At 59.4% G+C, this 26,590-nt stretch carries 18 protein-coding genes and 1 pseudogene; 9 read left to right on the top strand and 10 right to left on the bottom strand.

Annotation, left to right across the window (positions count from 1 at the left end):
* The first annotated feature begins 114 nt into the window (after positions 1-114).
* Positions 115-2,220 carry a catalase gene (locus RF641_RS04790; protein ID WP_424572640.1) on the top strand — a complete coding sequence of 702 codons (2,106 nt, stop codon included), beginning with the start codon at positions 115-117 and terminating at the stop codon, positions 2,218-2,220.
* A gap of 87 nt (positions 2,221-2,307) precedes the next feature.
* On the opposite strand, the gene RF641_RS04785 is transcribed toward RF641_RS04790, so the two are convergent.
* Both RF641_RS04785 and RF641_RS04780 read right to left on the bottom strand, forming a co-directional pair.
* On the bottom strand, positions 2,308-2,460 hold the full coding sequence (locus tag RF641_RS04785) for a hypothetical protein (RefSeq protein ID WP_157359296.1): 153 nt from the start codon (positions 2,458-2,460) through the stop codon (positions 2,308-2,310).
* A 160-nt stretch (positions 2,461-2,620) separates the two neighbouring features.
* Entirely contained in the window at positions 2,621-4,120 is a 1,500-nt protein-coding gene (locus tag RF641_RS04780) for an MDR family MFS transporter (protein WP_424572639.1), read from the bottom strand.
* A 103-nt stretch (positions 4,121-4,223) separates the two neighbouring features.
* Between RF641_RS04780 and RF641_RS04775 the strand changes: the two genes are divergently transcribed.
* The 3 genes from RF641_RS04775 (at position 4,224) to RF641_RS04765 (ending at position 8,085) form a co-directional block, all read left to right on the top strand.
* The gene (locus RF641_RS04775; RefSeq protein ID WP_424572638.1) at positions 4,224-4,817 is read left to right on the top strand and encodes a TetR/AcrR family transcriptional regulator; all 594 of its coding nucleotides are present in this window, start codon (positions 4,224-4,226) and stop codon (positions 4,815-4,817) included.
* A gap of 213 nt (positions 4,818-5,030) precedes the next feature.
* Positions 5,031-7,265, top strand: coding sequence for an NADP-dependent isocitrate dehydrogenase (locus RF641_RS04770; RefSeq protein ID WP_424572637.1), 2,235 nt, complete (start codon positions 5,031-5,033; stop codon positions 7,263-7,265).
* A 340-nt stretch (positions 7,266-7,605) separates the two neighbouring features.
* Entirely contained in the window at positions 7,606-8,085 is a 480-nt protein-coding gene (locus RF641_RS04765) for a GtrA family protein (protein ID WP_424572636.1), read from the top strand.
* 187 nt (positions 8,086-8,272) lie between these two features.
* On the opposite strand, the gene RF641_RS04760 is transcribed toward RF641_RS04765, so the two are convergent.
* The 3 genes from RF641_RS04760 to RF641_RS04750 form a co-directional block, all read right to left on the bottom strand.
* On the bottom strand, positions 8,273-9,805 hold the full coding sequence (locus tag RF641_RS04760) for a deoxyguanosinetriphosphate triphosphohydrolase family protein (RefSeq protein WP_424572635.1): 1,533 nt from the start codon (positions 9,803-9,805) through the stop codon (positions 8,273-8,275).
* An 84-nt stretch (positions 9,806-9,889) separates the two neighbouring features.
* The gene (locus RF641_RS04755; RefSeq protein WP_424572634.1) at positions 9,890-10,564 is read right to left on the bottom strand and encodes a GntR family transcriptional regulator; all 675 of its coding nucleotides are present in this window, start codon (positions 10,562-10,564) and stop codon (positions 9,890-9,892) included.
* Positions 10,565-10,624: 60 nt separating this feature from the next.
* Entirely contained in the window at positions 10,625-11,551 is a 927-nt protein-coding gene (locus tag RF641_RS04750) for a 2-hydroxyacid dehydrogenase (RefSeq protein WP_424572633.1), read from the bottom strand.
* A 145-nt stretch (positions 11,552-11,696) separates the two neighbouring features.
* Here RF641_RS04750 and RF641_RS04745 point away from each other — a divergent pair, with 145 nt between their 5' ends.
* Positions 11,697-11,897, top strand: coding sequence for a hypothetical protein (locus tag RF641_RS04745; RefSeq protein WP_424572632.1), 201 nt, complete (start codon positions 11,697-11,699; stop codon positions 11,895-11,897).
* Positions 11,898-11,957: 60 nt separating this feature from the next.
* On the opposite strand, the gene RF641_RS04740 is transcribed toward RF641_RS04745, so the two are convergent.
* The 4 genes and pseudogenes from RF641_RS04740 to RF641_RS04725 form a co-directional block, all read right to left on the bottom strand.
* Positions 11,958-12,701, bottom strand: coding sequence for an SDR family NAD(P)-dependent oxidoreductase (locus tag RF641_RS04740; RefSeq protein WP_053797442.1), 744 nt, complete (start codon positions 12,699-12,701; stop codon positions 11,958-11,960).
* Between the two features lie 469 nt (positions 12,702-13,170).
* Positions 13,171-13,737: a YdeI/OmpD-associated family protein gene (locus tag RF641_RS04735; protein ID WP_424572631.1), complete on the bottom strand. Its 567-nt coding sequence runs from the start codon at positions 13,735-13,737 to the stop codon at positions 13,171-13,173.
* Between the two features lie 207 nt (positions 13,738-13,944).
* Positions 13,945-15,383: pseudogene (locus tag RF641_RS04730) on the bottom strand (IS1380 family transposase).
* A gap of 323 nt (positions 15,384-15,706) precedes the next feature.
* Positions 15,707-16,375, bottom strand: coding sequence for a hypothetical protein (locus RF641_RS04725; protein WP_424572630.1), 669 nt, complete (start codon positions 16,373-16,375; stop codon positions 15,707-15,709).
* 189 nt (positions 16,376-16,564) lie between these two features.
* Between RF641_RS04725 and RF641_RS04720 the strand changes: the two genes are divergently transcribed.
* From RF641_RS04720 to RF641_RS04705, 4 genes are all read left to right on the top strand, one after another.
* Entirely contained in the window at positions 16,565-17,725 is a 1,161-nt protein-coding gene (locus RF641_RS04720; RefSeq protein ID WP_424572629.1) for an integrase catalytic domain-containing protein, read from the top strand.
* 860 nt (positions 17,726-18,585) lie between these two features.
* Complete coding sequence (locus RF641_RS04715) at positions 18,586-20,727, top strand: site-specific DNA-methyltransferase (protein WP_424572628.1); 2,142 nt, start codon at positions 18,586-18,588, stop codon at positions 20,725-20,727.
* On the top strand, positions 20,727-23,306 hold the full coding sequence (locus RF641_RS04710) for a DEAD/DEAH box helicase (RefSeq protein ID WP_424572627.1): 2,580 nt from the start codon (positions 20,727-20,729) through the stop codon (positions 23,304-23,306). Before RF641_RS04715 ends, RF641_RS04710 begins: the two co-directional genes overlap by 1 nt.
* 9 nt (positions 23,307-23,315) lie before the next feature.
* Positions 23,316-26,189, top strand: a complete 2,874-nt coding sequence (locus RF641_RS04705) for an SNF2-related protein (protein ID WP_424572626.1) — start codon at positions 23,316-23,318, stop codon at positions 26,187-26,189.
* Positions 26,190-26,347: 158 nt separating this feature from the next.
* Here RF641_RS04705 and RF641_RS04700 read toward each other — a convergent pair whose 3' ends face one another.
* Positions 26,348-26,584, bottom strand: a complete 237-nt coding sequence (locus RF641_RS04700; RefSeq protein ID WP_424572665.1) for a flavin reductase — start codon at positions 26,582-26,584, stop codon at positions 26,348-26,350.
* Between the last annotated feature and the right edge of the window lie 6 nt (positions 26,585-26,590).

The following is a 26,590-nucleotide window of genomic DNA, read 5'->3' as shown; positions in this document are numbered from 1 at the left end:
ACGGCCTGCCCGAACCCATAGCGTGGCAAAGACCTTGCTGTTCACCGTATCGCGGAGCACCGCGCGGGACAGCCGAAGGCATTCCGAAAGAATTCCAGGACGAAGGAGCACGCAATGACGACCGAATCAGCACATCCCACCAATCCGGAAGCGGACCGCCGGGACAAGGCTCCGGGGCAGACCTCGAAGCACCTGACCACGAGCCAGGGATCCCCGTTGACGGATACCGACCACTCCTTGAAAGTGGGCGAGCGGGGACCGATCCTCCTTCAAGACCACCATTTGCGCGAGAAAATCATGCACTTCGACCATGAGCGCATCCCGGAGCGCGTGGTCCACGCCCGCGGTGCCGGCGCGCATGGAAAGTTCGTCAGCTACGGCAATGCCGCAGACTTCTGCGTTGCGGATTTCCTGAAGCCGAACAAGCAGACCGATGTCTTCGTGCGCTTCTCCACGGTAGCTGGCTCCCGCGGTTCGATGGACACGGCCCGCGACACCCGAGGCTTCGCCACGAAGTTCTACACCGAGGAAGGCGTTTTCGACCTCGTGGGGAACAACATCCCGGTCTTCTTCATCCAGGACGGAATCAAGTTCCCGGACATCGTCCACGCGGTGAAGCCCGAGCCGGATCGGGAAATTCCGCAGGCCCAGTCGGCGCACGATACCTTCTGGGATTTCGTCTCCCTGCACACCCCGGCGCAGGCCCACACCATGTGGAACATGAGCGACCGCGGGATTCCGCGGTCCTACCGCATGATGGAAGGCTTTGGCGTGCATACCTTCCGCATGATCGGACCGGGCGGCAAGGCCTCCCTGGTCAAGTTCCACTGGAAGCCGAAGCTCGGTGTCCACTCGCTGACATGGGAAGAAGCCCAGCTGGCCGCAGGAGCGGACCCGGACTTCCACCGCCGGGACCTGGCTGACGCGATTGATGCCGGCGCCTATCCGGAATGGGAGCTGGGCGTCCAGCTTTTCGAGGATGACGGCACCGCGACCTTCCAGGGCATCGACCTGCTCGATCCCACCAAGTTCGTCCCGGAAGAGCTGTGCCCGGTGCAGCTGATCGGCAAGATGGTGCTGGATCGCAATCCATCGAACTACTTCGCCGAAACCGAGCAGGTTGCCTTCCACCCGGGCCATCTGGTGCCGGGCATCGACATTACCGATGATCCCTTGCTGCAAGCGCGCCTGTTCTCCTACCTGGATACCCAGCTGACCCGCCTGGGCGGGCCGAACTTCGCCCAGATCCCGATCAACAGCCCGAAGAACCCGGTCAACGACATGTTCCGGGATGGCTATCACCAGCACAATATCCATGAGGGCATCGCGCCCTACAAGCCGAATTCGCTGGACGGCGGATGCCCGTTCATGGCGGAGCTGGCCAACGGCCAGGAATTCCCGGCCTTGGAGTACCCGCAGGAAACCGCGGGCACCAGGCAGCGCAGCGAACCGGTGAGCTTCTCGGACCATTACTCCCAAGCGCGGCTGTTCTACCGCAGCCTCAGCGCCCAGGAACGCGACCATATCAAGCAGGCCTACAGCTTTGAATTGGGCAAGTGCGCGGATAACACGATCCGCGAGCGCCAGGTCCAGTGCCTGGCGGAGATCGACGCGGACCTCGCCGCCGCGGTGGCCAGCGCGCTCGGGCTGCCGGCCCCTGCGCCGCAGCAGGACATCGACGATCTGCCGTCGAGTCCGGCCCTCTCCCAGGTTGGCGGCACCTGGCCGGTGGACGGACGCCAGATCGGGATAGTCGTCGGCTTGCCCGGCTACCCGCAGGACAAGGAGCTGGCCGAGGCGATCCGCGCCAAGGGGATGACGCCGCTGATTGTCGCGCCCCATGGCGGGAAGACCGAGTCGGGGATGGAAGTGGACCGGACCTATTTCACTACCCGCTCGATCGAGTTCGACGCGCTGGTGCTTGCCGGGGCGCTGCCTCCGGCGGCCGATGCGCAGGTTCCCCTGGACACCAAGGCGGGAGCCGGCGTGGGCGTGCCGCAGTCGGCGGATCCCCGCGTGGTCCTGCTGGTGCAGGAGGCCTACCGCCAGAGCAAGCCGATCCTGTGCTTGGATGAAGCGGCCTATGGCGCGGTGAACGCCGCCGGGCTGCCAAGCGGCGATCCGGGCGTGGAACTGGTTGACGCGGATTCACTGCCCGGAGTCTTGGAGGATCTGGTCTCCCGGCACCGCGTGTGGGGCAGGTTCCCGGCCGAGGGCTAACCAGTCCTGCTGCACAAGCCAGCGGGCCGGCAGGTACGAATCTCGTACCTGCCGGCCCGCTGTCCGTTGTGAAGAAGCGTGCAACTCCTACCGCTGGGTCGAGTCCTTCTTCTGCTCGTCGTCGTCTTCGTGGCCGAAGGGAATCGGAGACGAGGTCGGGGAATCCGGGACGGTGGTGTTCTTGCCCTGCGGATCAGGGGTCTTGTCTGGTGCGACGGTTTCGTCGTGGTTGTTGCCCATGTTCTCTCCCTTGTCTTCGGTAGCGTGCCGACCGCTCAAGCTGCTCGGCCTCCGCCTGGGTTTGGCAGATGACCTAACCCTAGCGAGCTGCGCTTCACGAGGCTCCCAACCTTGGCGGAGGCTGGGAAACTGCCCGAGGCCCTGCCTCGGAGGGATGCGGCTACCTGCCCGTGGGCGCGGTGCCGCGTCCGATGAACAGCGAGAGAACCACCGTTGCGCTGGCCAGCACCGCGCCGATGAGGAAGGCCACGTGCGCGCCGTCGAACAGGGCCTGGACGGCGCTGGTTCCGGAAGCCTCCTGCGCGGTGGACAGCAGGGTCAGGACGGTGACGAACAGCGTAGTGCCGATGGCGCCGCCCAGCTGCTGGCCGGTATTGAAGATCGCGGAGCCATGGCCGAACAGGCGCGGATCCACCGAAGCCATGGCCGAGGACATCAACCCGGTCATGAGCAGCGCGAATCCGATGGAGAAGACCACGTGCGCGGTGGCGAACAGCCACAGCGGGCTGTCGGCGCGCACGCCCACATAGAGCCACTGGCCCAGGGCCAGCATGGCGGTTCCCGGGATCAATACCGGGCGCGGGCCGAAGCGGTCGTAGACGCGCCCGAAGACCGGGGAGGCCACCGCCTGGGCCAGCCCGCCCGGCAGGAGCATCAGGCCGATGGTCAGCGAGTCCAGTCCCCGCCCGGATTCGAGGAGGATCGGCACAACCATGAGCGAACCGAGCAGCGTGCCGAAGGCGATCATGATCAGGATCATGGCTAGCCGGAAGTTGCGCGAGGCGAAGGGAGCGAGATTCAGCAGTTCGCGCCCCTCGCGCGCCAGCCCCCGCTGGCGGCGGATGAACAAGACCAGGGACAACGCGCCGATGGCGAAGCTGGCGATGGCCATGGCGGGGTTCTGCGAGGCGTGCTCGATGCTTGAAATGCCGTAGACCAGCAGGCCGAAGGCCACCGCGGAAAGGAGCACGGACGCTGCGTCGACGCGGGTTTTCTGCGCGCTGGCGGGAACCTTGAAGAAGACGGCGCCGAGAATGAGGACCAGCACCGAGATCGGCAGCATCATGGCGAAGATGTAGTGCCAGCCCCACGCGTGGACCACCGCGCCGGAAACGGTGGGTCCCACGGCCGGTCCCACGCCGATGACCACGGAGTTCAGTCCCATGACCGTGCCGCGGCGCTGCGCCGGCACCAGTCGCAGCGTGGTGGTCATGAGCAGGGGCAGCACAATGGCCGTGCCCAGCGCCTGGACCATGCGGGCGGCCAGGAGCAGCACGAAGCTGGGAGCCAGCGCCGCGACGGCGGTGCCGATGATGAAGCTGATGATGGCGAACATGAACAGCGAACGGTGGTTGAAGTGCTGCAGCAGGAAGCCGGTCGTCGGAATCACCACCGATAGGGTCAGCAGGAATCCGGTCGTCAGCCACTGCCCCGTGGCAGCTGAAATCTGCAGGTCGTTCATGATGCCGGGCAGCGCCACGGTCAGCACCGTCTCGTTGAGGATCATCATGAAGGCGGCCAGCGCCAGGGCCGCGATGATCCCGGTCACCTGCCGGGTGGACAGCTGGGGGCCGGCCGGCGGCGCGCCCTGGGCGGTTTGGATGTGTTCGGTGGACACGGTTACCTCGTTCTTGAAGGGAAGACTCAAAAATTCTGTCATAGTCTGACACATTTAAGGGATGAATCTGTCAGAGTGTGACAGGAAATATGCTTGGATACCCGGGATACCATGGCGACAGGCAACCGAACGCGAGGAGTGCACGGTGGGAATCCGAGACGAACGCAAAGCCGCGACCCTGCAGGGCATCCGGTCCGCGGCCTTGGACATTCTGGAAGAGCAGGGCTTCGACGCGGTGACGGTGGGGCGCATCGCCCAGCGTGCCGGAATTTCCGAACGGACCTTTTTCCGCTACGTTCCCTCCAGGGAAGCGGCCATGCTGCCTGCCGAGCGCGGGCTGTTTGAAGCGGTGGAGGGCTGCGACATCCCCGACGGCGCTGACGGGGCAAGCATTCTGCGCCTGCTGCTGGCCGCCTTCCGGAGCATGCTGCTGGAAGAAGTCCAGGGCAATGAATTCCGCCGTGTTTCGCGGCTGATGGCGGCCGAGCCGCGGTTGCTGCTGGTGGCCACGCGGCAGGAGCAGGAGCTGGTGGCCGCGGTTTCCGATTACCTGACCGGACGCGGGCTGCTCGCGGCCATACCCGCGCTGCTGATCGGCGAAATGCTCGCAACCTGCTGGCGCGTGACCTGGCAGTGCTTCGGCCTGGCCGAGCGGTCCGGCGAATCCGCGGACCCTGCCGGCATCTTCGATGAGGTGGCGGCATCGCTCCGCGTGCTGACGGCGCAGCTGGCCGAATAGCGAACATGGCGCTTGAGTTATCGACGATTAACTTAAATGTGACGAACTGCTCGTAGCCCCTCCCACCCGGCAATTGGGCGAATTTTAGGGCTCTTTCGGCGTATTTTCCGGGACTGGAAAGTGTGGCGCGGAGCAAAATCGGGTAGATTTGGAACGTTGAGTTCAGGGCGGATAACCCCGCTTCCGCACGACGTTCAGGGAGAAGCCACACCTATGGCCAAGATTATTTACACCCACACCGACGAAGCGCCGATGCTGGCGACCCACTCGTTCCTGCCGATCGTGGAGGCCTTCGCCTCGACCGCCGGTGTGGAGCTGGAGACCCGCGACATCTCGCTGGCCGGCCGCATCATCGCCACCTTCCCGGACTACATCACCGAAGAGCAGCGCATCGGCGACGCCCTGGCTGAGCTTGGCGACCTGGCCAAGACCCCGGAAGCTAACATCATCAAGCTTCCGAACATCTCCGCGTCGATCCCGCAGCTGAAGGCCGCGATCGCCGAGCTGCAGGCCGCAGGCTACGCCCTGCCGGATTACCCGGACAACCCTTCCTCCGACGAAGAGACCGACGTCCGCGCCCGCTACGACAAGATCAAGGGCTCCGCCGTGAACCCGGTGCTGCGCGAGGGCAACTCCGACCGCCGCGCACCGCTGAGCGTGAAGAACTACGCCCGCAAGTACCCACACTCCATGGGCGCCTGGGCCGCGGACTCGAAGACCAACGTCGCCACCATGGGCGTTGACGACTTCGCCTCGAACGAGAAGTCCATCGTCATCGACAAGGACAAGTCGATCTCCATACGCTTCGTCGGCGAAGACGGCGAAGTCAAGGTCCTGAAGAAGCCTTTCAAGGTGCTCAAGGACGAGGTCATCGACGGCACCGTCATGCACGTGGCAGCCCTCCAGGACTTCCTGAAGGCCTCCGTGGCCCGCGCCAAGGAAGAGGGCATCCTCTTCTCGGCACACCTGAAGGCCACCATGATGAAGGTCTCCGACCCGATCATCTTCGGCCAGGTCGTCAAGGCCTACTTCTCCGAGCTGTTCGACACCTACGGGGACGAGCTGGCGGCAGCCGGCCTGAACCCGAACAACGGCCTGGCCGCCATCCTCAACGGCCTGGACGAGCTCTCCGACGACGTGCGCGCCGGCGTTGAGAAGCTGATCGCCAAGGGCCTGGAAGAGGGCCCGGCAGTTGCCATGGTCGACTCCGACAAGGGCATCACCAACCTGCACGTCCCATCGGACGTCATCGTCGACGCCTCCATGCCTGCCATGATCCGCCTGGGCGGCAAGATGTGGGACGCCAAGGGCGAGACCGCAGACACCCTGGCCGTGCTGCCCGACTCCTCCTACGCAGGCGTCTACCAGGCCGTGATCGAGGACTGCCGTGCCAACGGCGCCTACGACCCGACCACCATGGGCACCGTGCCGAACGTCGGCCTGATGGCCCAGAAGGCCGAGGAATACGGCTCCCACGACAAGACCTTCGAGCTGGCCGCCAACGGACATGTGCAGATCGTCGACGAGAACGACACCGTGCTCATCGAGCACCAGGTCTTCGCCGGCGACATCTGGCGCGCCTGCCAGACCAAGGACATCGCCATCCGCGACTGGGTGAAGCTGGCCGTGAACCGCGCCCGCGCCTCCCAGACCCCGATCGTGTTCTGGCTGGACGAGCACCGCGCCCACGACGCCGTGCTGATCGCCAAGGTCAACGAGTACCTCAAGGAGCACGACACCGAGGGCCTGACCATCGAGATCCTGTCCCCGATCGAGGCCACCAAGTACTCGATCGAGCGCATCCGCAAGGGTGAGGACACCATCTCGGTCACCGGCAACGTGCTGCGCGACTACCTGACCGACCTGTTCCCGATCCTGGAACTGGGCACCAGCGCCAAGATGCTGTCCATCGTGCCGCTGCTGGCAGGCGGCGGACTGTTCGAGACCGGCGCCGGCGGCTCCGCTCCGAAGCACGTGCAGCAGCTGGTGTCCGAGAACCACCTGCGCTGGGATTCGCTGGGCGAATTCATGGCACTGGGCGCTTCCTTCGAGCACCTGGCAGTCACCACCGGCAACGCCCGCGCACAGGTCCTGGCAGACACCCTGGATGCCGCCACCGGCACCTTCCTGCTGGAAGACAAGTCGCCGAAGCGCAAGGTCGGCGAGCTGGACAACCGCGGCAGCCACTTCTACCTGGCCAAGTTCTGGGCCGAGGAACTGGCCAAGCAGGACAAGGACGCCGAGCTGGCATCGGCCTTCGCCGACGTCGCCAAGGCACTGGGCGAGAACGAGGAAACCATCGTGGCCGAACTCGCCGAGGTCCAGGGCAAGCCGGTCGAACTGGACGGCTACTACCGTCCGAACGAGGAAAAGACCTCCGCTGTGATGCGTCCAAGCGCCACCCTGAACAAGGCTCTTGAACTGCTGACCCAGGCTGTTTCCAAGTAGCCCTCACCTGCTAAAGCCGCACGGCACCACCCCTCCGGGGATGGTGCCGTGCGGCTTTTTAATTGCGGAATTCCCAGAGGTGGCCCATGCACGAACTTCGGTCCCCAGACGGGGTGGCTGGCACGAAAACAGCAGAGATTGGCGTGCTATCGGCAAACTGCCAGTTTTTGCGGTGCAATTCACACATCAGCCGAAATTCCCTTGCAAGCATGCGGTATTTCCGATGTCGCAGAATGTAACCAACAGGCGAAAACTGGGTGGCTCTTTGGCTCTTCCCAGCGTGTGAAACTAAAATCGGTTTGTTAGGCGTTTTTTCGCGCTCACCGGATTCAGGAGAAGTATGGCTCTACGTGAAAATCCAGTGGTAGTCCGTGCCCTGCGTTTCCTCGGCGTCGGTGGGTTCTGCTTCATCGTGACCTTGGCCGTGAACTACGGCCTGAAGTACACCGTGATGGAAGACCATCCGACCACGGCATTCCTGATCGCCAACACCGTGGCGACCGTGGTGTCCTACGTGCTCTCGCGCCAGTACACTTTCCAGGATCGTAATGATGCGCACCGCAAGCGCATCCAGGTCATCGGATTCTTCGCGGTGTCCGCGATGGGTATCGTGATCAACTCGGCTCCGCTGTACATTTCACGTTGGGTCTTCGGCCTGCACCACCCGAACGTTTCCTTCCTGTTCCAGGAAGCCGCCGACTTCATCTCCGGACCGATCATCGGTACCGCGTTGGCGATGGTCTTCCGCTGGTGGGCCCTGCATAAGTTCGTGTTCCCGGATGCCTCCAAGAAAGAGCAGAAGGTCGAGCTGGCAGCCTAGCCCAGGCACCGCTTCGCAGGAATGTCTCCCGCAAGCCCTTGGATATTTGAAAAGCCGCCGTGCGGAAAGTTGGAAAACTTTCAGCACGGCGGCTTTTCGTTCTTCACCAGCGGGTGCACCATCTTGTCGAAGCGCTCGACTGTGCAGATCGAATCCGCGGGAAGGCCGGCTCCGCTCGTTGGTCGGCCTAGAGCCCGCGGCCTGCCTCCCACAGGTTGTCGGAGGTGCCGGTGAGCAGCGCGTTCAGCGATACCGCCTGGGCGTCGGTGAACGAGGCGATGTAGTCCACTATGGCGCGCGCCTGCCCCAGCCGCTGCACTTCGTCAGGGCCAGCTTGGAGGAACAGATGCGGGGTGTTTTCGCGCAGCTGCCGGTATTCCTCCGTCGTGGCCTCCACCGAATCCAGCAGGCGGCGCGGGGCGCGTCCGGCGTCGTCGGGGTCGTTGAGCCAGATGTGGAATCCCTCGGCCAGCGAGCGGATGATGCGGGTCTGTCCGCGCTGGTACACGGCAAGGTCCGGGCGTTCCAGCACAAAGCGCGCGTGCACGAACTTCAACACGATCACATCGTGCCAGGCGGCGTCACCCAGCCGGACGTGGCCGCTGCGGATGGTCGGGGTGCGTTCAACGGTCACCGATTCCTGCAACCGGTCGATCCAGCGCCGGGTGAAGGTAGTGACAGCACGGTCCGCTTCCAGTCCGCCGTCGTAGGGGACCGAGAGCAGGCCCTCCACCAGGTCGTGGCCGACCCGCTCGACGGATTCGCGGAAGGCCTCCGCGTCCGCGATCCAGGGGTCCTTGGCGCGGGTACGGCGCCAGGTCAGCTCCAGCGCGTGGCCCGGGCGGCGGGCATCCAGCTCGGACTGCTTCAGGGAACTGAGCTGGCTGGAATGCTCCAGCCAGGCGCGCAGCTCGGCGGAGACGCTGGTGTACTGCAGCACCCCGGCGCGGTAGAAGTCGTCGAGGTCGTGCACCGCGTAGGCGATGTCGTCCGCGATATCCATGACCGAGCTTTCCACGGTCTGCTGGTGCTTGGCGATGCCAGGGAACACCGAGAGCACGTCCCGCATCTCGTCGGCATCCACGTCGTAGGCGGAGAACTTCAGCGCCCCGGCGGCGGGATCGATGCCCACCCCGCGCGGCAGCAGCTCCGGGGCCAGCGGGGCCAGGGCGCGCCACTCGTTGCGGGTCCACGGGTATTTCAGCACGGCGGCGCGCACTGCCCTGGTGAGGTTCATGCCGCGCGCGGTCGCGTCGCAGCTGTCCAGCGCAGTGAGGATGCGGAAGGTCTGGGCGTTGCCCTCGAAACCGTCCGGAAGCTTGAGCACGCCGCGGGCCACCCGGTCCAGCTCCTGCTCGCCCAGATGGCCGAAGGGCGGGTGGCCGAGGTCGTGGGCCGCCGCGGCTGCCTGCACGACCACTGGGTCGCAACCGCCCAACTCGCTGACTAGTCCTCTAGTTGCTTCGTCGGCCGTCCGCAGCCGGATGGCGATGGAACGCGCCACCGCGGAAACCTTGAGCGAATGGGTCAGCCGGTTGTGCACCAGCGTGCCGGAGCCTGCCTGCGGGATCACCTGGGTGACCGAGGAAAGGCGGGAGAAATAGGGGGAGAAGCGGATCCGCTCGATGTCGACGCGGAATTCGTCTTCGTTGGCTACGCGCGGTTCGGCGATGGCTCGTTGACGGCCGCCGCTCTGGTGTGTTTTTTCCCTGATATCCATCGTAGGCACCAGCCTAGATGACGCCGGGCGCGGCCGGGAGATTTTCCGGGCGGTTGCGTGTCTGCACCGCAGGCGGTCTGCAGATCATGCATCCGAGGGTTCCGGCCGGTCGGCCCAGATGCCCCGGCTGTGCGCCAGATGCTTGTTCATCAGCGCCGCCGCGCGTTCGCCGTCGTGGGCGGTGATCGCGTCGAGGATTTCAAGGTGCTCGGCCGCGGATTCGTTCAGGTCGCCGTGGTCGGCGAGTTTCTGCAGCCCCTGCATGCGGGCCTGGTCGCGCAGCTGTTCAACGGTGTTCACCAGACGCCGGTTGCCCAGGGTCTCCAGCAGGGCCTTGTGGAACAGCCTGTCGCTTTCCAGGAAGGCCCGGACGTCCCCCGCGGCGGCGGCCGAGATGATGGCCTCGGCGAGGACCCGGAAGGGTTTGGGGTCGCGGTCGCCGAACTTTTCCGCGGCTTCGAGCATTGCCGGAACCTCGAGCATGGTGCGGATCTTGAAGATCTCGTCCAGGTCCTGGTCCGTCAGCTGCGGAACGCGGAATCCCTTGTTCTTGATGACTTCGACGATACCCAGATTCGCCAGGTCCATTACTGCCTCGCGGACCGGCGTGATGGAGACTCCCAGTTCAGCAGCGATCTTGACGACGCTCTCCACCTGCCCCGGTGCGATCTCTCCGATCACGATGGAGGTGCGGATCGCATTGCGCGCCTGCTCTCTGAGGCTGACGGATCGGAGGGGAGCGCGGCTGCTTGTAGTCATACTAAGTGTTTACCATGTCCACTTGGCTCTGTATCCATTCGGGAACCCGGCGCGATCGCGCTAGTTCCTGTCGGTCACGACGTTGAACGGCTTCTTGCCGGCGTGTATCCCGCGGACCTGTTCGATGGCCAGCTCGCTGACCAGCCTGAGGAACTCCCCGGTGTCCCCGGCCATGTGCGGGGTGATGATGCAGTTCTGCGCGGTCCACAACGCGTGGTCGGCCGGCAGGGGTTCGGGGTCCGTGACATCCAGCGCGGCGCGGAGGCGGCCGCTGTTCAGCTCCGGCAGCAACGCGTCGGTGTCGATAATCGGACCCCGGCCGATGTTCACCAGCAGGGCGCCGTCGCGCAGGCATGCAAGGAACTTAGCGTTGACCAGCTTTTCGGTTTGGGCGGTGTGGGGCAGCGCGACTATGACAACGTCCGCCTGCGGCAGCAGGGCCTCGATTGAATCGATTCCGTGGATGGCGTTCCCATCGGGCAGGGATCTGGACGTGGAGGCCACCGTGATGACCTGCGCAGGTTTGAACGGGGCGAGGCGCTCGGAAATGGCGCTGCCGACGCCCCCGGCGCCCAGTAGTAGCACCGTCGAACCGTGCAGCGAGGAAGTCCAGGTCCGCTCCCAGCGCCGTTCCCGCTGTTGCTCCAGGGCCTTGGGCAGTTCGCGCAGGCTGGCCAGGACCAAGGCAAGGCAGTGCTCCGCCGTGGCGTCTTCCACGGCGCCGCGGGAATTAGTCAGCGTGACCTGCGTCGGCAGGTGCTCAAGGACCCACTCGTAGCCGATGGACATGAGGTGCACGTGCTGCAGGCCCTTGACCCGTGCCACGCGGGCCCGCCGCTCGGGGTTCACAGGTCGTTCGGTCACCAGCACATGGGCTTCCGGGGCATCGTGCGGATCATCGTTGATGTGCCAGAGGATCGGTTCGATTCCGGGAAGCTTCAACCCGTCGACGAGTTGTTGCCAGGGGACGAGAACACGCAAGGTCACGGAGCTTCCAATCGTCGGTGGGTACCTGGCTATTGTGTCTGCTGGGGCCGCAGCTGGACAAGCCGGAACGCCGTTAAGGAACACAAAAAGCCAACTTCCGGGCTATTGGGCTGTATGGAAATGATCCAGCGGATAGAATCTGGCCATGACCCAAACTTCAAAACGTGCCGGCACAAAGGCCACCGGAGGATCCACCGCGACAATGGTTGTCGGCTGGACATTGGTGGTAATCGGCCTGGTTGCTTTCGTGCTGGGCGAACCGGTAGGCGGCGGGCTGCTGGTGGTGTCCGGGGCCGTGCTTCACACGGGAGCCATGATTGCCGAGTCCATCCGAGCCAGGCCTTAAAACAGTCCAGGCCCCGGGGCAATATCCCGGAGCCTGGAGTGTAGGAAAGAGGTCTAGAGGTTAGTAGAGCTTATTGGCACCACCGTCTGCCATGAGGGTCTGGCCGGTGACGTACTTGGCGTCATCCGAGAGCAGGAATGCAACGACCGGTGCGACATCGGTTTCCGGATCGCCGAAGCGGCCCAGCGGAACCTTGGTCAGCGACTGCTCGTACAGGTCTGGGAAGGCCTGGCTCCAGGCCTTGACGCCGTCGGTCAGCGCCATTGGCGACACCACGTTGACGCGGATGTTGTTGGCCGCCCATTCGTTGGCGGTCACGCGGGACAGGCCGCGGATGGCTTCCTTGGCCGAAGCGTAGGCGGCCTGGGTCGGCTGGCCAACCATGGCCGAGCCGGAACCGAAGTTCACGATCGAGCCGCCGTTGTCCTTCAGGTGAGGGTAGGCGGCGAGCATGAACTGGCGGGTCGCCAGGAAGCCGGTGTTGAACGAGAGGTCCCAGGCAGCCTGGTCCAGGTCGGTGAACGGTGCCTGGCGCGAAGCGTGGGCGTTGTTGACCAGGCCGTTCAGTCCGCCGAAGTTCTCCACGGCTGCGGCAACTGCTGCATCTGCGGTTTCCTGCTTGCTGACGTCGCCGGCGATGAAGGCCAGCGAATCGCCGGCTTCTTCCTTGAGCTTGGCTCCCGCTTCGGCGTTGAGGTCCACTGCGACGACCTTGGCTCCGCGGCGGAGCAGGACGCGGCTGATGGCCCCGCCGATGCCGGATGCGCCACCCGTAACGATGATGACCTTGCCTTCAAGCTGCATTCTGAACTCCCTTCGAAAATCAAGGCGATCCGAGGTAACTCATCTCGGGTCGGTGGGGGCAACCCCCTGAATAACTCAGAGTCTACTCGCTATATTCGACAGCTCGTAGAAAAGGTCACCTAAGTCAATCGTTCAGCTGACGGCGGAGCAAAACCCTTGCCTGATCAAGAGGTTTTGAGATTCAATTCAGAGACGAATCGCTCCAACCCGTTGCTTCTGGTTTTCTCGGTTCCGGCAATCATCAGTTGGTGCAGGATGTGGTACCTCGGTTGCGATTTCAATGCGGCGAAGTTCCGGGAACAGCAGCAACCTGATGGTTGGATCGGCTGTTCGCTTTTTCCTCACAGGTTTCCTCATTGTCTAGGCATGTGAATCGGGTGTGGAGAGCACTTGAAGGATTCTTCATGAAGCCTAGTCAATCCGTCAATCAACCATTCGAAAATACTTGGAAATCGTTATTCAGCGCATGTCACTCGGACTCTTCGCCCAATTGGGCGATAAAACGTGCGATGCGTGAGGCTCTGGTCTTATCGGTCTTGGCAATCATCAGCTGATGCAGTATGTGATATCGAGGCTGGGACTTCAGTGATTCGAAGGCGGCTTTAGCAGTCGGCTGCGCATCCAGCGCGCGCTGCAGGTCCTCGGGCACCTGGGCGGTGGCCTGCCCTTGATAGGCGCGGTCCCACCGGCCGTCGGCTTTGGCCTTGTCGATCTCTGCCTGTCCTCGTGGGCGCATCCTGCCCTGCTCAATCAGCGCTGCCACGAACTGCGTGTTCTTTTCGGACCAGACTGAAGTTTTGCGCCGGGGAGTGTAGCGCTGCAGGAATGTTGTTTCGTCGCGGCTGCGGCGCTGGCCGTCGATCCATCCGCTGCACAACGCTTCCTGCAGCGCGTCGGCAACCATCAGGGAGGTCGGCTCGGTGGTGCCTTTCTTTGCTACGAGCAGCCAGACCCCGTCGCTGGTTTCTTCGTTCTCATCAAGCCAGGCACGCCATGCATCGACATCTTTGAGGATCAGCGGGTTGTCATAGTCCATGGAAACTATTGTGCGGTTCATTAGCCCAGATGTTTCATCACGCCTCACACGGCCACCGAAATCCACTACCAAGGGATTCCCGGTGGCCGTTACTGTTCTAGCCCACGCCAAAGAGCGCCTTGACTCACCAGCGCTGGGCGCCAGGCTCCACCAACCTGGACTGAAATGACCTTTCGAAACTAAAGAAACAACAGGGCAACCGCCAGTTCAGGCAGCGAGCTCGCCGTGCCGCCACCGCTGGAACAACAACCTAATATTCTGCTGAAGCTGAAATAGCAGCTGAGCTTCCGGCGCATTTTTGGGGATCAGCAGCCGGCGTTGCCGGCCACCAGAAACAAGCTTCCCTGCCATGGAAAACAGCCGGAACCGCCACCGCTTCAAATCCCAGCACCCTGCCTCATGGCCACCAGGCAACACCGCCAGCTGCAGCCAGGACACCAAATTCACCGCGAACATCGCCAGATCAGCCCATGCCTGATTCGCGGCAAAAGACCAATACGGCAGCTTGCCCAACCCCGTGCTCTTCAGCGTTTTGATCCTGTTCTCGCACCGGCCCCGCGCCCGGTGCCGGGCATCGAGGAACGCCACGTTGAACCGCGGGCTGTTGGTCAAGAACGCGGTCACCCGGTTCCCATCCGTATCGAACAAGGTCGCTTTCGCCCTTAGGATGCAACGGTTCAGCCCGCAAATAAATCCTTGTTCCTGGTGGGTAGTCCTTCAGCTCGATCACCTTGCTCGCATCGATCACCCACGCATCATCACGCCGCTCCCCGTCAGCGGTCAGGGCTGGTTCCCAGTATTTCTTCTCATCGATCCATCGGATGAACCGCTCCTTGATCACCGGCAATGAATAGGAGGTGGAGAACTGGATCCCCAACGACTGCAGGTGGTGCAAGAACTCACGGGAGGAGCCGCACGCTTCAGGTGCGGACCAGGATCTTCTCTGCCTGCAGGTTTCCGTGCTCGTCATAGAAATCATCAGGCAGCTGCGCCAACGCCTGGTTGAGGACTTCAATATGGGACTTCGCGGAATTCGCGCCCCGATTGCCCGGACGCAACTGCACCGCGAGGACCTCGCCGGTGCCATTCGTCTTGCCGTAGTCGGCCATGGCGATCATGGGTGAGAATCCGTACCCACCTTTATAGGTGCCGGCACTGTTCTCTTTGTCGGAGTGCACGTGCACTAGCGAGGCATCAAGGTCGATGATCAGCGGGTTGGCTGACGTGGCCAGCCGGGCTGGGTTCCGTGGCCCGGCCGCAGCCCAAACTTTGGAGCGTAGGCTGCGGGTCATGGTGGCGAAGCCATAGGCGAAAGCTTCTGGCTGGTCCTTGATCCGTCCCATGAACCTGCTGACCGTCGCATCAGACGCTATCGGTCCGAAGAGTTCTGGTGCGGCGCGCAGCTGGTCAACGTCTGCGGCTTGCTCGCCGCCAGCAGCAAGGGACAGGGCCAGCGCACCAAGGATCTTTCCTGGCCGGTGTGTTGCGGTGGCTGGGACGAATTGGCTGAGCCGGTCTTCGCAGAGTTGGCTGAAGTCCAAGGCGTTCAGGAAGCTGGTGAGCACCGACAACCCAGCATGGGAGACCAAGGCTTGGCCGGTGAGTTGGGTCGGGAAGGCAGGGAAAACGTGGGTAGAATGGTTCACTGAAAAGGTGATCCTTGATTTCGGTGGAATAGAAGCCAGACACTCCTATTATCCCAAGTCCGGATCACTTTTTCGTTTTAATGACTGTTAATGACGTGCCCGCCATGAAACCACTGGGTTAGCGCCTAACACGAGGGCGACTCGTGGTAATCGCGGTAAATCTTCGCAGATAGGCACTGTTTGAAGTCGTGGGTCATGCCCTTCTAGTTCATCATAGGAGATGTTCAATAACTGACTTCGCGAGAAAAATACGCTGCAGACCGCAGAAGATCCAATTTTAGATCCAGCACCGACTAGTTATAATCTAATTTTATATATGGCTATTACAATTCTTCGGCTAGCCTTGCTTGGATGATGGCATTAGAAACCCCTTCCATCACGCCCGCTTCCATATCCACACTTCCCCCATAGCCTTCCCGTGATTCATGGAAATTCCCATACAATCGCCCATCGGATGCGCTGAAGGTCCAAATGTAAGAGCTGTAAGAATACTTCTTTAGTGGATTTTCATATTTAATAAGTTGATCGTAGCTCCAATTTCTAGACGCAATACTAGACCCAACTCTAGAACTAACTCTGTCTTTTCTGTAGAGAAAACCTCTTTCATCAACCATGCCGAAAAATGAACTTAGAGTCTCACTGCCCAAATACATTTGCCGTGCACCTAGTATCCAGCACGATTCCATTTTCCGAAATTCTCGACTACTAATAGCTTTTTTGCGTCTCCAGTCCAATTCAAAAAAACCTGCTTTATCGCCATAATAATTTCTTCGAAAATCAATGTTGGCTGACTTGAATTTAGGCACATTGTTTTCGCTCAGAATTTTTGCTGCCATTTGGCAGGTCTCCAGGTAGCTTCGCCAGGCCAATAGGGTTTTAGCTCTTTCGTCTACAGCTTGCTGAGCTTCTTCTGTCTTCTTCGAAAGGGCCTCGTTTATTCCAGCATTGGACTGCTCAGAGACGAATCTCCGAAATTCATCTTCTGTAGCCACTATGGGCTCCTCGACGTATGCAACAAACAGTGGGGATAACTAGTGTCTGGAATGATAGTCGTGTTTCGGCAAGTTGTCATCAAGGCGCGTTGACTCATTAAAAGTGCTCGCGAAACGAGGCCCATGCCTCACTTATTTTTGCTCGCGAAACCTCTGGCGTTCCAGCGGGCACGGCGGTCTGCTGGAGGAATGAAACAGGGGCTCTCGACGACAACACGCCACCAAATCGTCAAAGGCTTCGCCCTGGAGTACGCCAAGGCCACCAAACGCGAGAAAGGCATCCTCCTGGACAACCTCTGCGCCGCGACCGGCTGGTCCAGAGCCAACGCCCGACGCCGCGTCACCACCGAATTCGCCAAGATCACCGGCAAGAAACCGGTGGTGCTACCCAAGCGCCGGCCCTGCACCTACCAACCGGCCACTATCACCGTGCTGACCCGGATCTGGACCCTGGCAGGGGATCCCTGCGGCAAATACTTGGCGGTGATCATCGCCGATGAACTCGAACGCCTCGAACGGTTCAACGAGCTGGAAACTTACGCCGTTCTGCTCACCGACCAGGTCCGCGAGCAACTGCTGGGCATGTCCGCGGGCACCATGGACCGCTACCTCAAACCGGTGCGCGACGCACGCTACCCGGCGTCCTGTTTGTCCTCCACGAAACCCGGGGCGATGCTGCGCTCCGAGATCCCCGTCCGCTGGTCAGGAACCCCGATGGAACAAGCCCCCGGGTTCTTCGAAGTCGATACGGTCGCCCACTGCGGTCACAGCCTCAAGGGTGAGTTCCTGTATTCGATCACCCTCACCGATGTCTTCACCGGCTGGACGGCGAACCTCACGGTGAAGAATCGGGCCCACCGCAACGTGGTGGCAGGCATCGACAACTTGGTGCAGTCCCTGCCCTACCCGATGACCGGGCTGGATTTCGACAACGGCGGGGAGTTCATCAACGTCCAGCTCATCGAGTGGGCCGAACGCCAGCACATCGACCTGACCAGGGCCAGGGCCTACCAGCACAACGACAACGCGCATGTCGAGCAGCGCAACCGGGACTGGGTGCGCCGCCATGCCTTCCACTACCGGTATGAGGGGCCCGAGGAACTGGCGCTGCTCAACGAGCTGTGGGAACTGGTGGGGTGGCGCAGGAACCACCTGCTGCCCATGGTCAAGGCCAACGGCTACGGCACCGCCCGGTCGGGGCGCAGCAAACGCACCTACGATGCACCGCGGACCGCCTACCAGCGGCTGCTGGATCTCGGGGCCATGGACGCAGTCCATGCCAAGGAGCTAGCCGCGGTGCATCGGGAGTTGAACCCTGCGCAGATCACCCGTCGGATCAACCAGCTGTAGGGTCAACTGATCGCCGGAGCTAGGTTCCGGGGGAGGAGGCACAGTATATTAGGCGAGCATATTGACATGAGACAAGGCGTGGTACACCTTCGAAAAAGCGCGTGCCAGAGAACAATCAGAACGCGAAGTCGAGCTGAAAGTGCTGCCTGAACGCGTCCGCCAGGTCAAAGGGACCAACGAGGTCCTGGGAAAAGCTATTGGGCTCTTGTCCGCACTGAACGAACAAGAGCCTGCCTCGACATGACCAACGGGCGCAAGAATTCATCGCCACGGAAAACGAATTGGTCCATGCCCTCATGAGCCTTACCGGCTCCCAACGCCAAGCCCTCAAAGTCACTGGCATTTCCCGTAGCCGCGAGCTAGCGGGGTGGATAAGGTGCAGTCGAAGTAAGCGGTGGAGACAGTGCGCAGGAGATAGTTGTATTCGTCGCCAGTTGACAAGGCACGTGTCGAAACAATGACCCACGCACCTTCTCTCGATAGGATGAAAGTGTGCAGGACCGGACAGCGTGCTTGAACCGCCAGAGGTGTGAACGGTTATCGGCAAGAGAGAGAATCAATGTGGATGCACAACCGAGACTCGATCCAATGGATTCCGTATGAACCAGCCTTATTCCGGTAGAATCCTTTATAGCGCTGACTTCGCAGTGCTCTGACGACGCGTGATCATAGCTAAGCCATGAAAGTCTGCTGAGGAGATCGCGGTGCATCTCGGTGTATCGAAGAACACTGTGTAAGCCTGGATCAATGCGTAGCAGGTGCCCGCCCACAAGGTCGGACCGCTCTGGAAGTTCCAAATTAGCGAAGTAGACGAATGGGTGCGCCAACGTGGCGTGTCGACGCAGGAGAACTAATAGAACATGTCACGACTCACCGACCTGTTGCGGCAGGTGCGCGGCGTAGATGCACAACTCGGTGCAGATCTTGAGAAAGAGATCGTTGCACTCACGAAGAGGCGCAGCTTCGGTCTTGTTTTTGAACGTCACCAACCGGAAGCCGTGGAGCTTCCGCACCAACCGATACGACGTGGGGCGAAGGTACGCGTACTTCCTCCGCGTAATGAGGTGAAGAAAGGCGACCAACGACTGTGGCGGGTTGAGTCACTTGAGTTAGATGGGGTTGGTAAACGAAATGCCCAGCTCATCGATCTGACGCACGACGAACCCGAGCGAATTAATGTTGCCGTTGAGGATCTCGTCGTTGTGGCCGAATTTGAAGACAAGATCTATCCCGGGCTTATTAAGACCGGCTGCATCGAACGCGGTGGAGATAAGCCGTTTCATACCGTCATCAACGCCGAAAATTTCCATGCATTGGAAATGCTCACCTACACGCATCGAGGGAGAATCGATGCGATTTATGTTGACCCGCCCTACAACACAGGGGCACGTGACTGGAAATACAATAATGACTACGTTGAAGGGGATGATGACTACCGTCATTCGAAGTGGTTGGCGCTTATCGAACGTCGCCTACTTGTTGCGCGTGAACTTCTGAATCCTGAAGATTCTGTCCTGATCGTTACGATCGATGAAAAGGAATATCTTAGGCTTGGATTGTTGCTCGAGCAGACGTTCCCGGATGCACAGATTCAGATGATATCTAGCGTCATTAACTCGAAGGGCTCTGCGCGATCAAATGCGTTTAGTCGAACGGACGAGTATATTTTCGTAGTTCAGATAGGCAAATCTTCGCCTAAGGCATTGCCGCTGGGGGAAGAGTGGAGAATTGTCAATGATAAGCGTGCTCAAAAACTGCAGTGGGCGTGGCTGGCTAGGCAAGGAGCTGGCGGACTTAGGACAGCTAGACCGAATCTGTTTTACCCAATTTTCGCTACGAATGGTGATGCCGGACCTGAGTTCGTTGCGGTCGGAGACGCATATTTTGGGGATGATTATCATTCAGTTCAGACACCTGACGGCGCCGTAGCGATCTGGCCGATTCGTGGAACTGGCGAAGAAGGCCGCTGGTCGACATCGCCAAGCGCGCTACGAGAACTGATCGCCGCAGGTCATGCCAAACTTGGTAAATGGCGAGATGAACAGACCGCAGTCATGTATCTAAATAGCGGTCAGCGCAAGAAAATTGCCGATGGTGTTTTCCCAGTCATTGGCCGAGCATCTGACAACTCCGTAATAGTGAACGACTCAGGTTACGTTCCAGAGTTCGTTGCTGGCACGCAATGGAGGATCAGCTCTCACAACTCGAGTGGCAGTGGTGGTGCTGGCATGCTTTCCGCTTTGTTGCCAGGAAGACGGTTCCCTTATCCGAAGTCACTTTACGCAGTTGAAGATATCCTTAGGTTCTATGTCCAAGATAAACCGAACGCGATTGTTCTAGATTTCTTCTCTGGATCTGGGACTACAGCGCATGCTGTCATGAGGCTGAACCATGAGGATGGGGGCGTACGGCAGTGCATTTCGGTGACAAACAATGAAGTTAGCGCCGAAGAGCAAATCGTACTGCGGAAGCGAGGCCTGCGCCCTGGAGACGACGAATGGGAGAATCATGGAATTTGTGATTTTATTACCAAACCTCGCCTCCGCGCTGCTATCTCTGGTATTACTCCAGAAGGTGACCGCGTGAAGGGGGACTATAAGTTCAACGCTGAGTTCTCTTTAGCTGAAGGCCTCCGGGAGAATGCGGCCTTTTTTACACTTACCTATGAAACACCGTTATCGGTGCGCAGAAATCGTTCGTTCGAGCGAATTGCACCTATGCTGTGGATGCGAGCTGGGTCACGTGGTCGTATCCTTAGCGAACTCGGTGTTAGGGGTTGGGAACTTTCAGATGTCTACGCGGTAATCGAAAATGTTGATAATAGTAACGATTTCATTGACGCGATTCGTGGCAACGACTCTGTTCAGTTTGTTTTTGTAATCACTGACGATGATGCGGTATTTCAAATGATCTGCCGAGAGATTCCTGAAGACGTTCACGTGATTCGGCTGTATGAATCCTACTTTCAGAATTTTGAGATCAACCAAGGACGCAGTCTCTGATGCGGTACACATTGAAGGACTATCAAGTTGACGCGGTTTCGGGAGTGCTACAGCGTCTTGCCCAAGCTAAGGACATGTATCACCGATACGGCTCTCTTTCTCAATTTGCTCTGTCTGCCACGACGGGTGCGGGCAAGACAGTCATGGCTGCAGCTGTTATTGAAGCACTAATATTTGGGTCCGATGAGTTTGATTTTCCAGCCGACCCCGGTGCGGTAGTCCTCTGGTTTTCGGACGATCCAGCGCTCAACGAGCAGTCGCGCGCTAGAATACACTCTGTTTCTGACGAGCTGGGTCCACGCTTAAAGTTGATCACCTCCGACTTTCGTGCAGAGGAATTTAGCCAAGGCAACGTCTACTTCCTGAATACGCAGAAGCTCAGTAAAAGCTCCACTCTCGTAAAGGGGGCAGAGAAGTTTGTAGCGAGCGGACCCCAACTGTTCGAGTATGGTCCAGCTCCAGACGGGGCTCAGACGAATATCTACGACACGATCATCAACACTGTCGGGAACCCAGAGCTGACGCTTTACTTGGTGCTCGACGAGGCCCATCGCGGTATGAAGCCCCAGCGTGACCGCGCCACCATCGTTCAGCGTCTGATAAATGGGCAGGGCAAGGTGCCACCGATACCGGTCGTGTTCGGCATCTCCGCTACAGTTGATCGCTTTGAGCAGGCAATGAGGTCAATTACGGGTCGAACGGGACTGCCAAGCGTCCAGGTAGACTCGACGCTTGTTCAAGCATCGGGTCTGTTAAAGGACGACATCGTACTCACTATACCAAGTGAAACTGGCTCGTTCGATACGACTTTGTTGAGGCGTGCAGTTGAGAAGACTCGTGCATCGAGCGAAGCCTGGGCCGAGTATACGCGCGAGCAAGATGAGGCCGATGAAGTTGTTCCACTGCTCGTTGTGCAGATGGCCGACAAGCCAGACGCCGCAACGATGATCCGAACTCTCGACACGATCTTCGAGGCATGGCAAGAGCTTGGCGCGGAGTCAATCGCGCATGTTTTTGGCGAGCACCAATCACTAGAAGTTGGCGGTTATCTTGTGCCGTACATTGAGCCACAGCGCGTTCAAGACTCGAAGCACATCCGGGTTCTGATTGCGAAGTCTGCCATTTCCACTGGTTGGGACTGTCCGCGAGCCGAAGTACTTGTGTCATTTCGTCCTGCGTCGGATCCGACGAATATCACTCAGCTTCTCGGGCGAATGATCCGCACGCCACTAGCGCGTCGAGTGCCAGGTAATGAGCTCCTCAACTCCGTAGACTGCATCCTGCCGTACTTCGATCGGACTACTGCGACGCGCGTCGCTGAGATGTTGATGCACGGAGCGACTTCGAAGGATGACGAAGGTGAGTCAGGAGGTGGTGAGGGACGTAGGGTGCTGTTTGACCCGGTCATGCTTTACCCCAACGAGGAACTCGCTGAATCGGTTTGGGCGAAGTTTGAGTCGTTGCCAACTGTGACTATACCGAAGCAGCGAACGAAGCCGATCCAGCGGTTCACTGCTCTCGCTTCTGAGCTTACGAAAGACAAAGTACTAAATCAGGCCGTCAGGAAGGCGACCACTGAGCTGACCCGCGTCGTCGAATCACGGGCGATGCAGTACAAGGAGCAGGTTGATCGGGCACGCGAGGACGTGCTGACGATGTCTGGCGAGGAACTCCGGGCTCGCCTTGACGGTGGGCTATGGGTGAATTCGTCCTTCAAGACGGCGGCAGACCCCCGTGCTATCTACGAAGCGTACAAAGTTGCGGAACGAAACCTCAGTAAGCAACTGTGCGGTGCTTACGTCGATTACCTCGTACCTGAAGACGCTATCGAAGACGAGCTTCTAGATGCGTACGTTGAGGTAGCAGCGATCGGCTTGGTGTCGGACATCGTCAAGAGTGTCGAACGAGAAGCCGACCGGTTCGCGCGGGACTGGCTGACTGAGACGCGCGTAGATCGGAAGAATCTGTCCGATGAGAAGCAGGCTGCCTACGAGCGTCTCGAAGGGATGTCGACGGAGCCGGAACGTATCAGCATGGTCATCCCGAAGGCTGGTCAGGCTGAATCTAAAGTCCGTGAAACCGGCGATATAGAGCGGGAGCTTCCAACGTTCCGCAACCACCTCATGGTGGATGACGCGGGTGAATTTCCGGCAGATCTTAATAATTGGGAGAAGAAGGTTCTCGAGACCGAGAGCTCACGAAGCGGGTACGTCGGATGGTGGCGTAACCCGAACCGCGGCGTCAAGGAATCGCTCGCGATCGCCTACGCTACACCTTCCGGTGATTGGAAAGCATTGCGGCCCGACTTTATTTTCTTCTCCGAAGGACTGTACGGAATTGTTGCTGATCTCGTTGATCCGCATGGTTACCACCTGTCAGATGCCATGCCGAAGCTCCGTGGGCTAGTCGACTTCGTGGAGAAATATGGTGATGAGTTCCGTCGCGTCGAGTCTGTGGCAGAGACGACTAAAGGCTATCGCGTTCTTGATCTGAAGCGCGACCAAGTCCGTAATGCGATCCGACGCGTAGAAGACGCGAAGTCGCTGTACGAGTCTGATCTGGCGAGCGACTACAGGTAGGGATAAGGGATGACGTCACGGTTGACAGCTCACCAGGCAAAGTTCTACGCGCACCAACTCGAGCGCTCTTATGCGTCGGACCACGTGGGTAAGCTTGCGGGTCTGTTGTTTGATGCGCAGGTAGATCCGAAGCCGCACCAAATCGATGCAGCGTTGTTTGCGTTGCAGACTTCGTCGTCGCCGGGCGTCATACTTGCTGACGAGGTCGGCTTGGGAAAGACGATTGAGGCAGGTATCGTTCTTTGCCAATACTGGTCGGAACGCAAGCGTCGCATCTTGATTATTGCTCCTTCGTCCCTTCGTCAGCAGTGGCAGCAGGAACTCGATGAGAAGTTTGCAATACCTGCAAAGCTTCTCGACGCGAAAAGCAAAACAGAGCTCCTTAGACCTTGCCTGGGCTTGTCCGCAGCGGCGCTGATTTGCTCGTACGAGTTTGTTCTGCGCAACCAGGAAGAACTCTCGCGGCACTGGGACTTGGTGGTCGCTGACGAAGCCCATCGTCTGCGCTCATTCTGGAAGGGTAATGCTAAGATCGCCCTCGCTGTCTCCGATGTGATGAGCAATGCACGAAAGTCATTGCTCCTTACAGCGACACCTTTGCAGAACCGACTCGAGGAGCTTTACGGGCTCGTTTCTGTCTTCGACCCAGAGTTCTTCCACTCCATCGAAGGCTTCAAGGAACGCTATGTTGATCGTCCTGACGATTTTGGAAACGATGACCTATCCATGCGTATCTCGCGTCTTGCGAAACGCACACTCCGCCGCGATGCACAGAAGTACATCCGCTTCACCGAACGAATGCCGCTCACGTTCGGCTTCATGCCCTCGCCGGCAGAGCAGGACCTTTATGAAAGGGTCAACGACTACTTGCAGCGTCCAGAGCTGTATGCGTTCGCGAAATCTCAGCGACACCTCTCCGCGCTCATTCTTCGTAAGAGGCTCGGATCATCGACGTACGCAGTCGCGTCGACGTTGGAAGGTATCGCAAATCGCCTAGAGGGAGAGCTTTACGCTGGTCAACGCCGTTCGCGACGCGGAGCTTTGATCGACGAAGATCTCACTGGGGATGAGATCGAAGCAGCAGAGACTGCCCTTTTCGCCATGCCGAAAGAAAATCAGGAAGAAGTTGCTGTCGATACTCGGCGAGAGGCCCTTGCCGAAGTGGAGGAACTTCGTGAGTATGCGGCACTTGCACGTTCGATTCGTGTCAATCAGAAAGCCGTGCAACTTCTGGATGCAATTGATCAAGGTTTTGCGAAGCTGACGGAAGTTGGTGCGCCACAAAAGGCGATCATCTTCACAGACTCGACGAAGACTCAGGAATATCTTGCGGTCACGCTTCGCGAGGCTGGTCGTGGTGATGGACTGGTCTTGTTCAACGGCCAAAATAACTCATCAGAGGCGAGCAAGATCTATAAGGACTGGCTCGCGACGAACGATGGATCTGACCTGATCACGGGAGTGGCATCGGCTGATCGTCGAAAAGCCCTCGTAGATGAGTTCCGCGAACGCGGCAGCATCATGATCGCTACTGAAGCTGCAGCCGAAGGTATCAACCTTCAGTTCTGTTCGATGTTGGTCAACTATGACCTGCCTTGGAATCCGCAACGTGTTGAACAGCGTATCGGCCGTGTCCATCGTTACGGACAGAAGCACAACGTTATCGTCGTGAATTTTTCGAACAGGGGAAACCTTGCGGAAGAACGCATCCTCGAGCTGCTGTCTGAGAAGTTCAACCTCTTCAAGTCTGTTTTCGGAGCATCGGATGAGGTGCTTGGAACGATCGAAGATGGTCTGGACTTCGAGAAAATGATTGTGGGCATCCTCGAACGGTGCAAGACTGCCGACGAGATCAATGCTGCGTTCGATGCAATTGAACGTCAATACGAGGCCGAGATCAGCGCGGAGATGCAGTCAGCCCGCGCACGAGTCTTCGACAACCTTGACCCGAACGTCCAGGACAAGTTGAAAAGCTACGACGCCCAGCAAGAAGTAGTTCTCAACAACTTCGAACGACTTCTTCTCCAAGTGACGCAACGAGAGCTTGGCGATTACGCGCGGTTTGACGACGGTGGGTACAGCTTCACGTTGACGGAAGCGCCAGAACCGGAAATCTTGACCGGAAAATACTTCTTCAAATCGAAGCCTCTCCATGGAGCACACCAATACCGATATGGAAGCGACCTCGGGCGATTCGTCATCCAACGAGCAATCGCTGGCAGTACGCCGGAGCAGACACTACATTTTTCGATCCGAGCGTCCGATAGAGTAGCGGCGGCGGTACGTGGTATGCAGGGTGAGAAGGGATTCCTCACCATTGAACTGATGAAATTCACTACTCAGGTCGGAGAGGACTTCTCGGAAGAATCATACTTGCTTGCTGCTGGGCAAACAGACACGGGCCAGCCCGTCGATGCTGAGCTGGTTGAACAAATCCTCGACCTCACCTGCACTCGTATTAGCAATTCGCCCCATATCGATTTAGATCCTGTTTATTCAGCACTTTCCGCCCAAGCCACACAGTACAACCGGTACGTGCAGAACCGGACCGCGCAATTCAGCATCGAGCAAGGTGATCTAGTTGAGGCTCGCCTCAAGGATCACAAGGCAAAATACGACGCCGAGGTACGCAAACTCAACAAGGAAGAAGAAGAAGTTCGTGCGCTAGAGCGGCGTGCCAGCAACCTTTCGAAACGACTCCAACTCCGAAAGGATGCTCAACGACTGGCAAAGCGCGCAGAGAGTCTGTATGACGAATTCAAGGTTGAGCGTAATCGTTTGCGCCGGAAAGCGGATGACTACCTAGAAATGATCGAACAAGCTTTGAAAGGTTCAGATCGTCGCGAACATATCCTAACTATTCGTTGGCAAATCGACGAGTAGAGCTTCAGTATCGTCCGTGACACATCGCGTTCGATATGGGAATTCACAGGCCGTGCAAGGTACACCGTGGATTCACCAGCCGGAACGCGTTCGGCAACCTCGCAGCGCATCCAGACGCGCACACCATCATACATGGCTTCACCACTTTCCAGCCGGGTTCAGGTCTGGGCTTGGGCAAAGCGGTCGATGCCGCTGGTTGCACCGAGCTTCGTCCCTTCGATGTCCTGGGCATCAAGAAAATGCACAACCACCGATGCCGCCTGGGCAAGCCCCCCCCCGGCGGCCGAGGACAGCTCGGAAATTGAGAACAACAGCAACTGTGGCTGCCCGCTCACCGAAGCCACCGAGGACGCAGTCAGCGCCACTGGGCTCTGGCCTGCGTCGGCGGTAATCAGCGTTGC

Origin of the sequence: Arthrobacter sp. 'calajunan', from assembly GCF_046940185.1 — a bacterium.
Lineage (GTDB): Bacteria > Actinomycetota > Actinomycetes > Actinomycetales > Micrococcaceae > Glutamicibacter > Glutamicibacter soli.
This window is presented reverse-complemented; position numbering and strand designations above follow the sequence as displayed.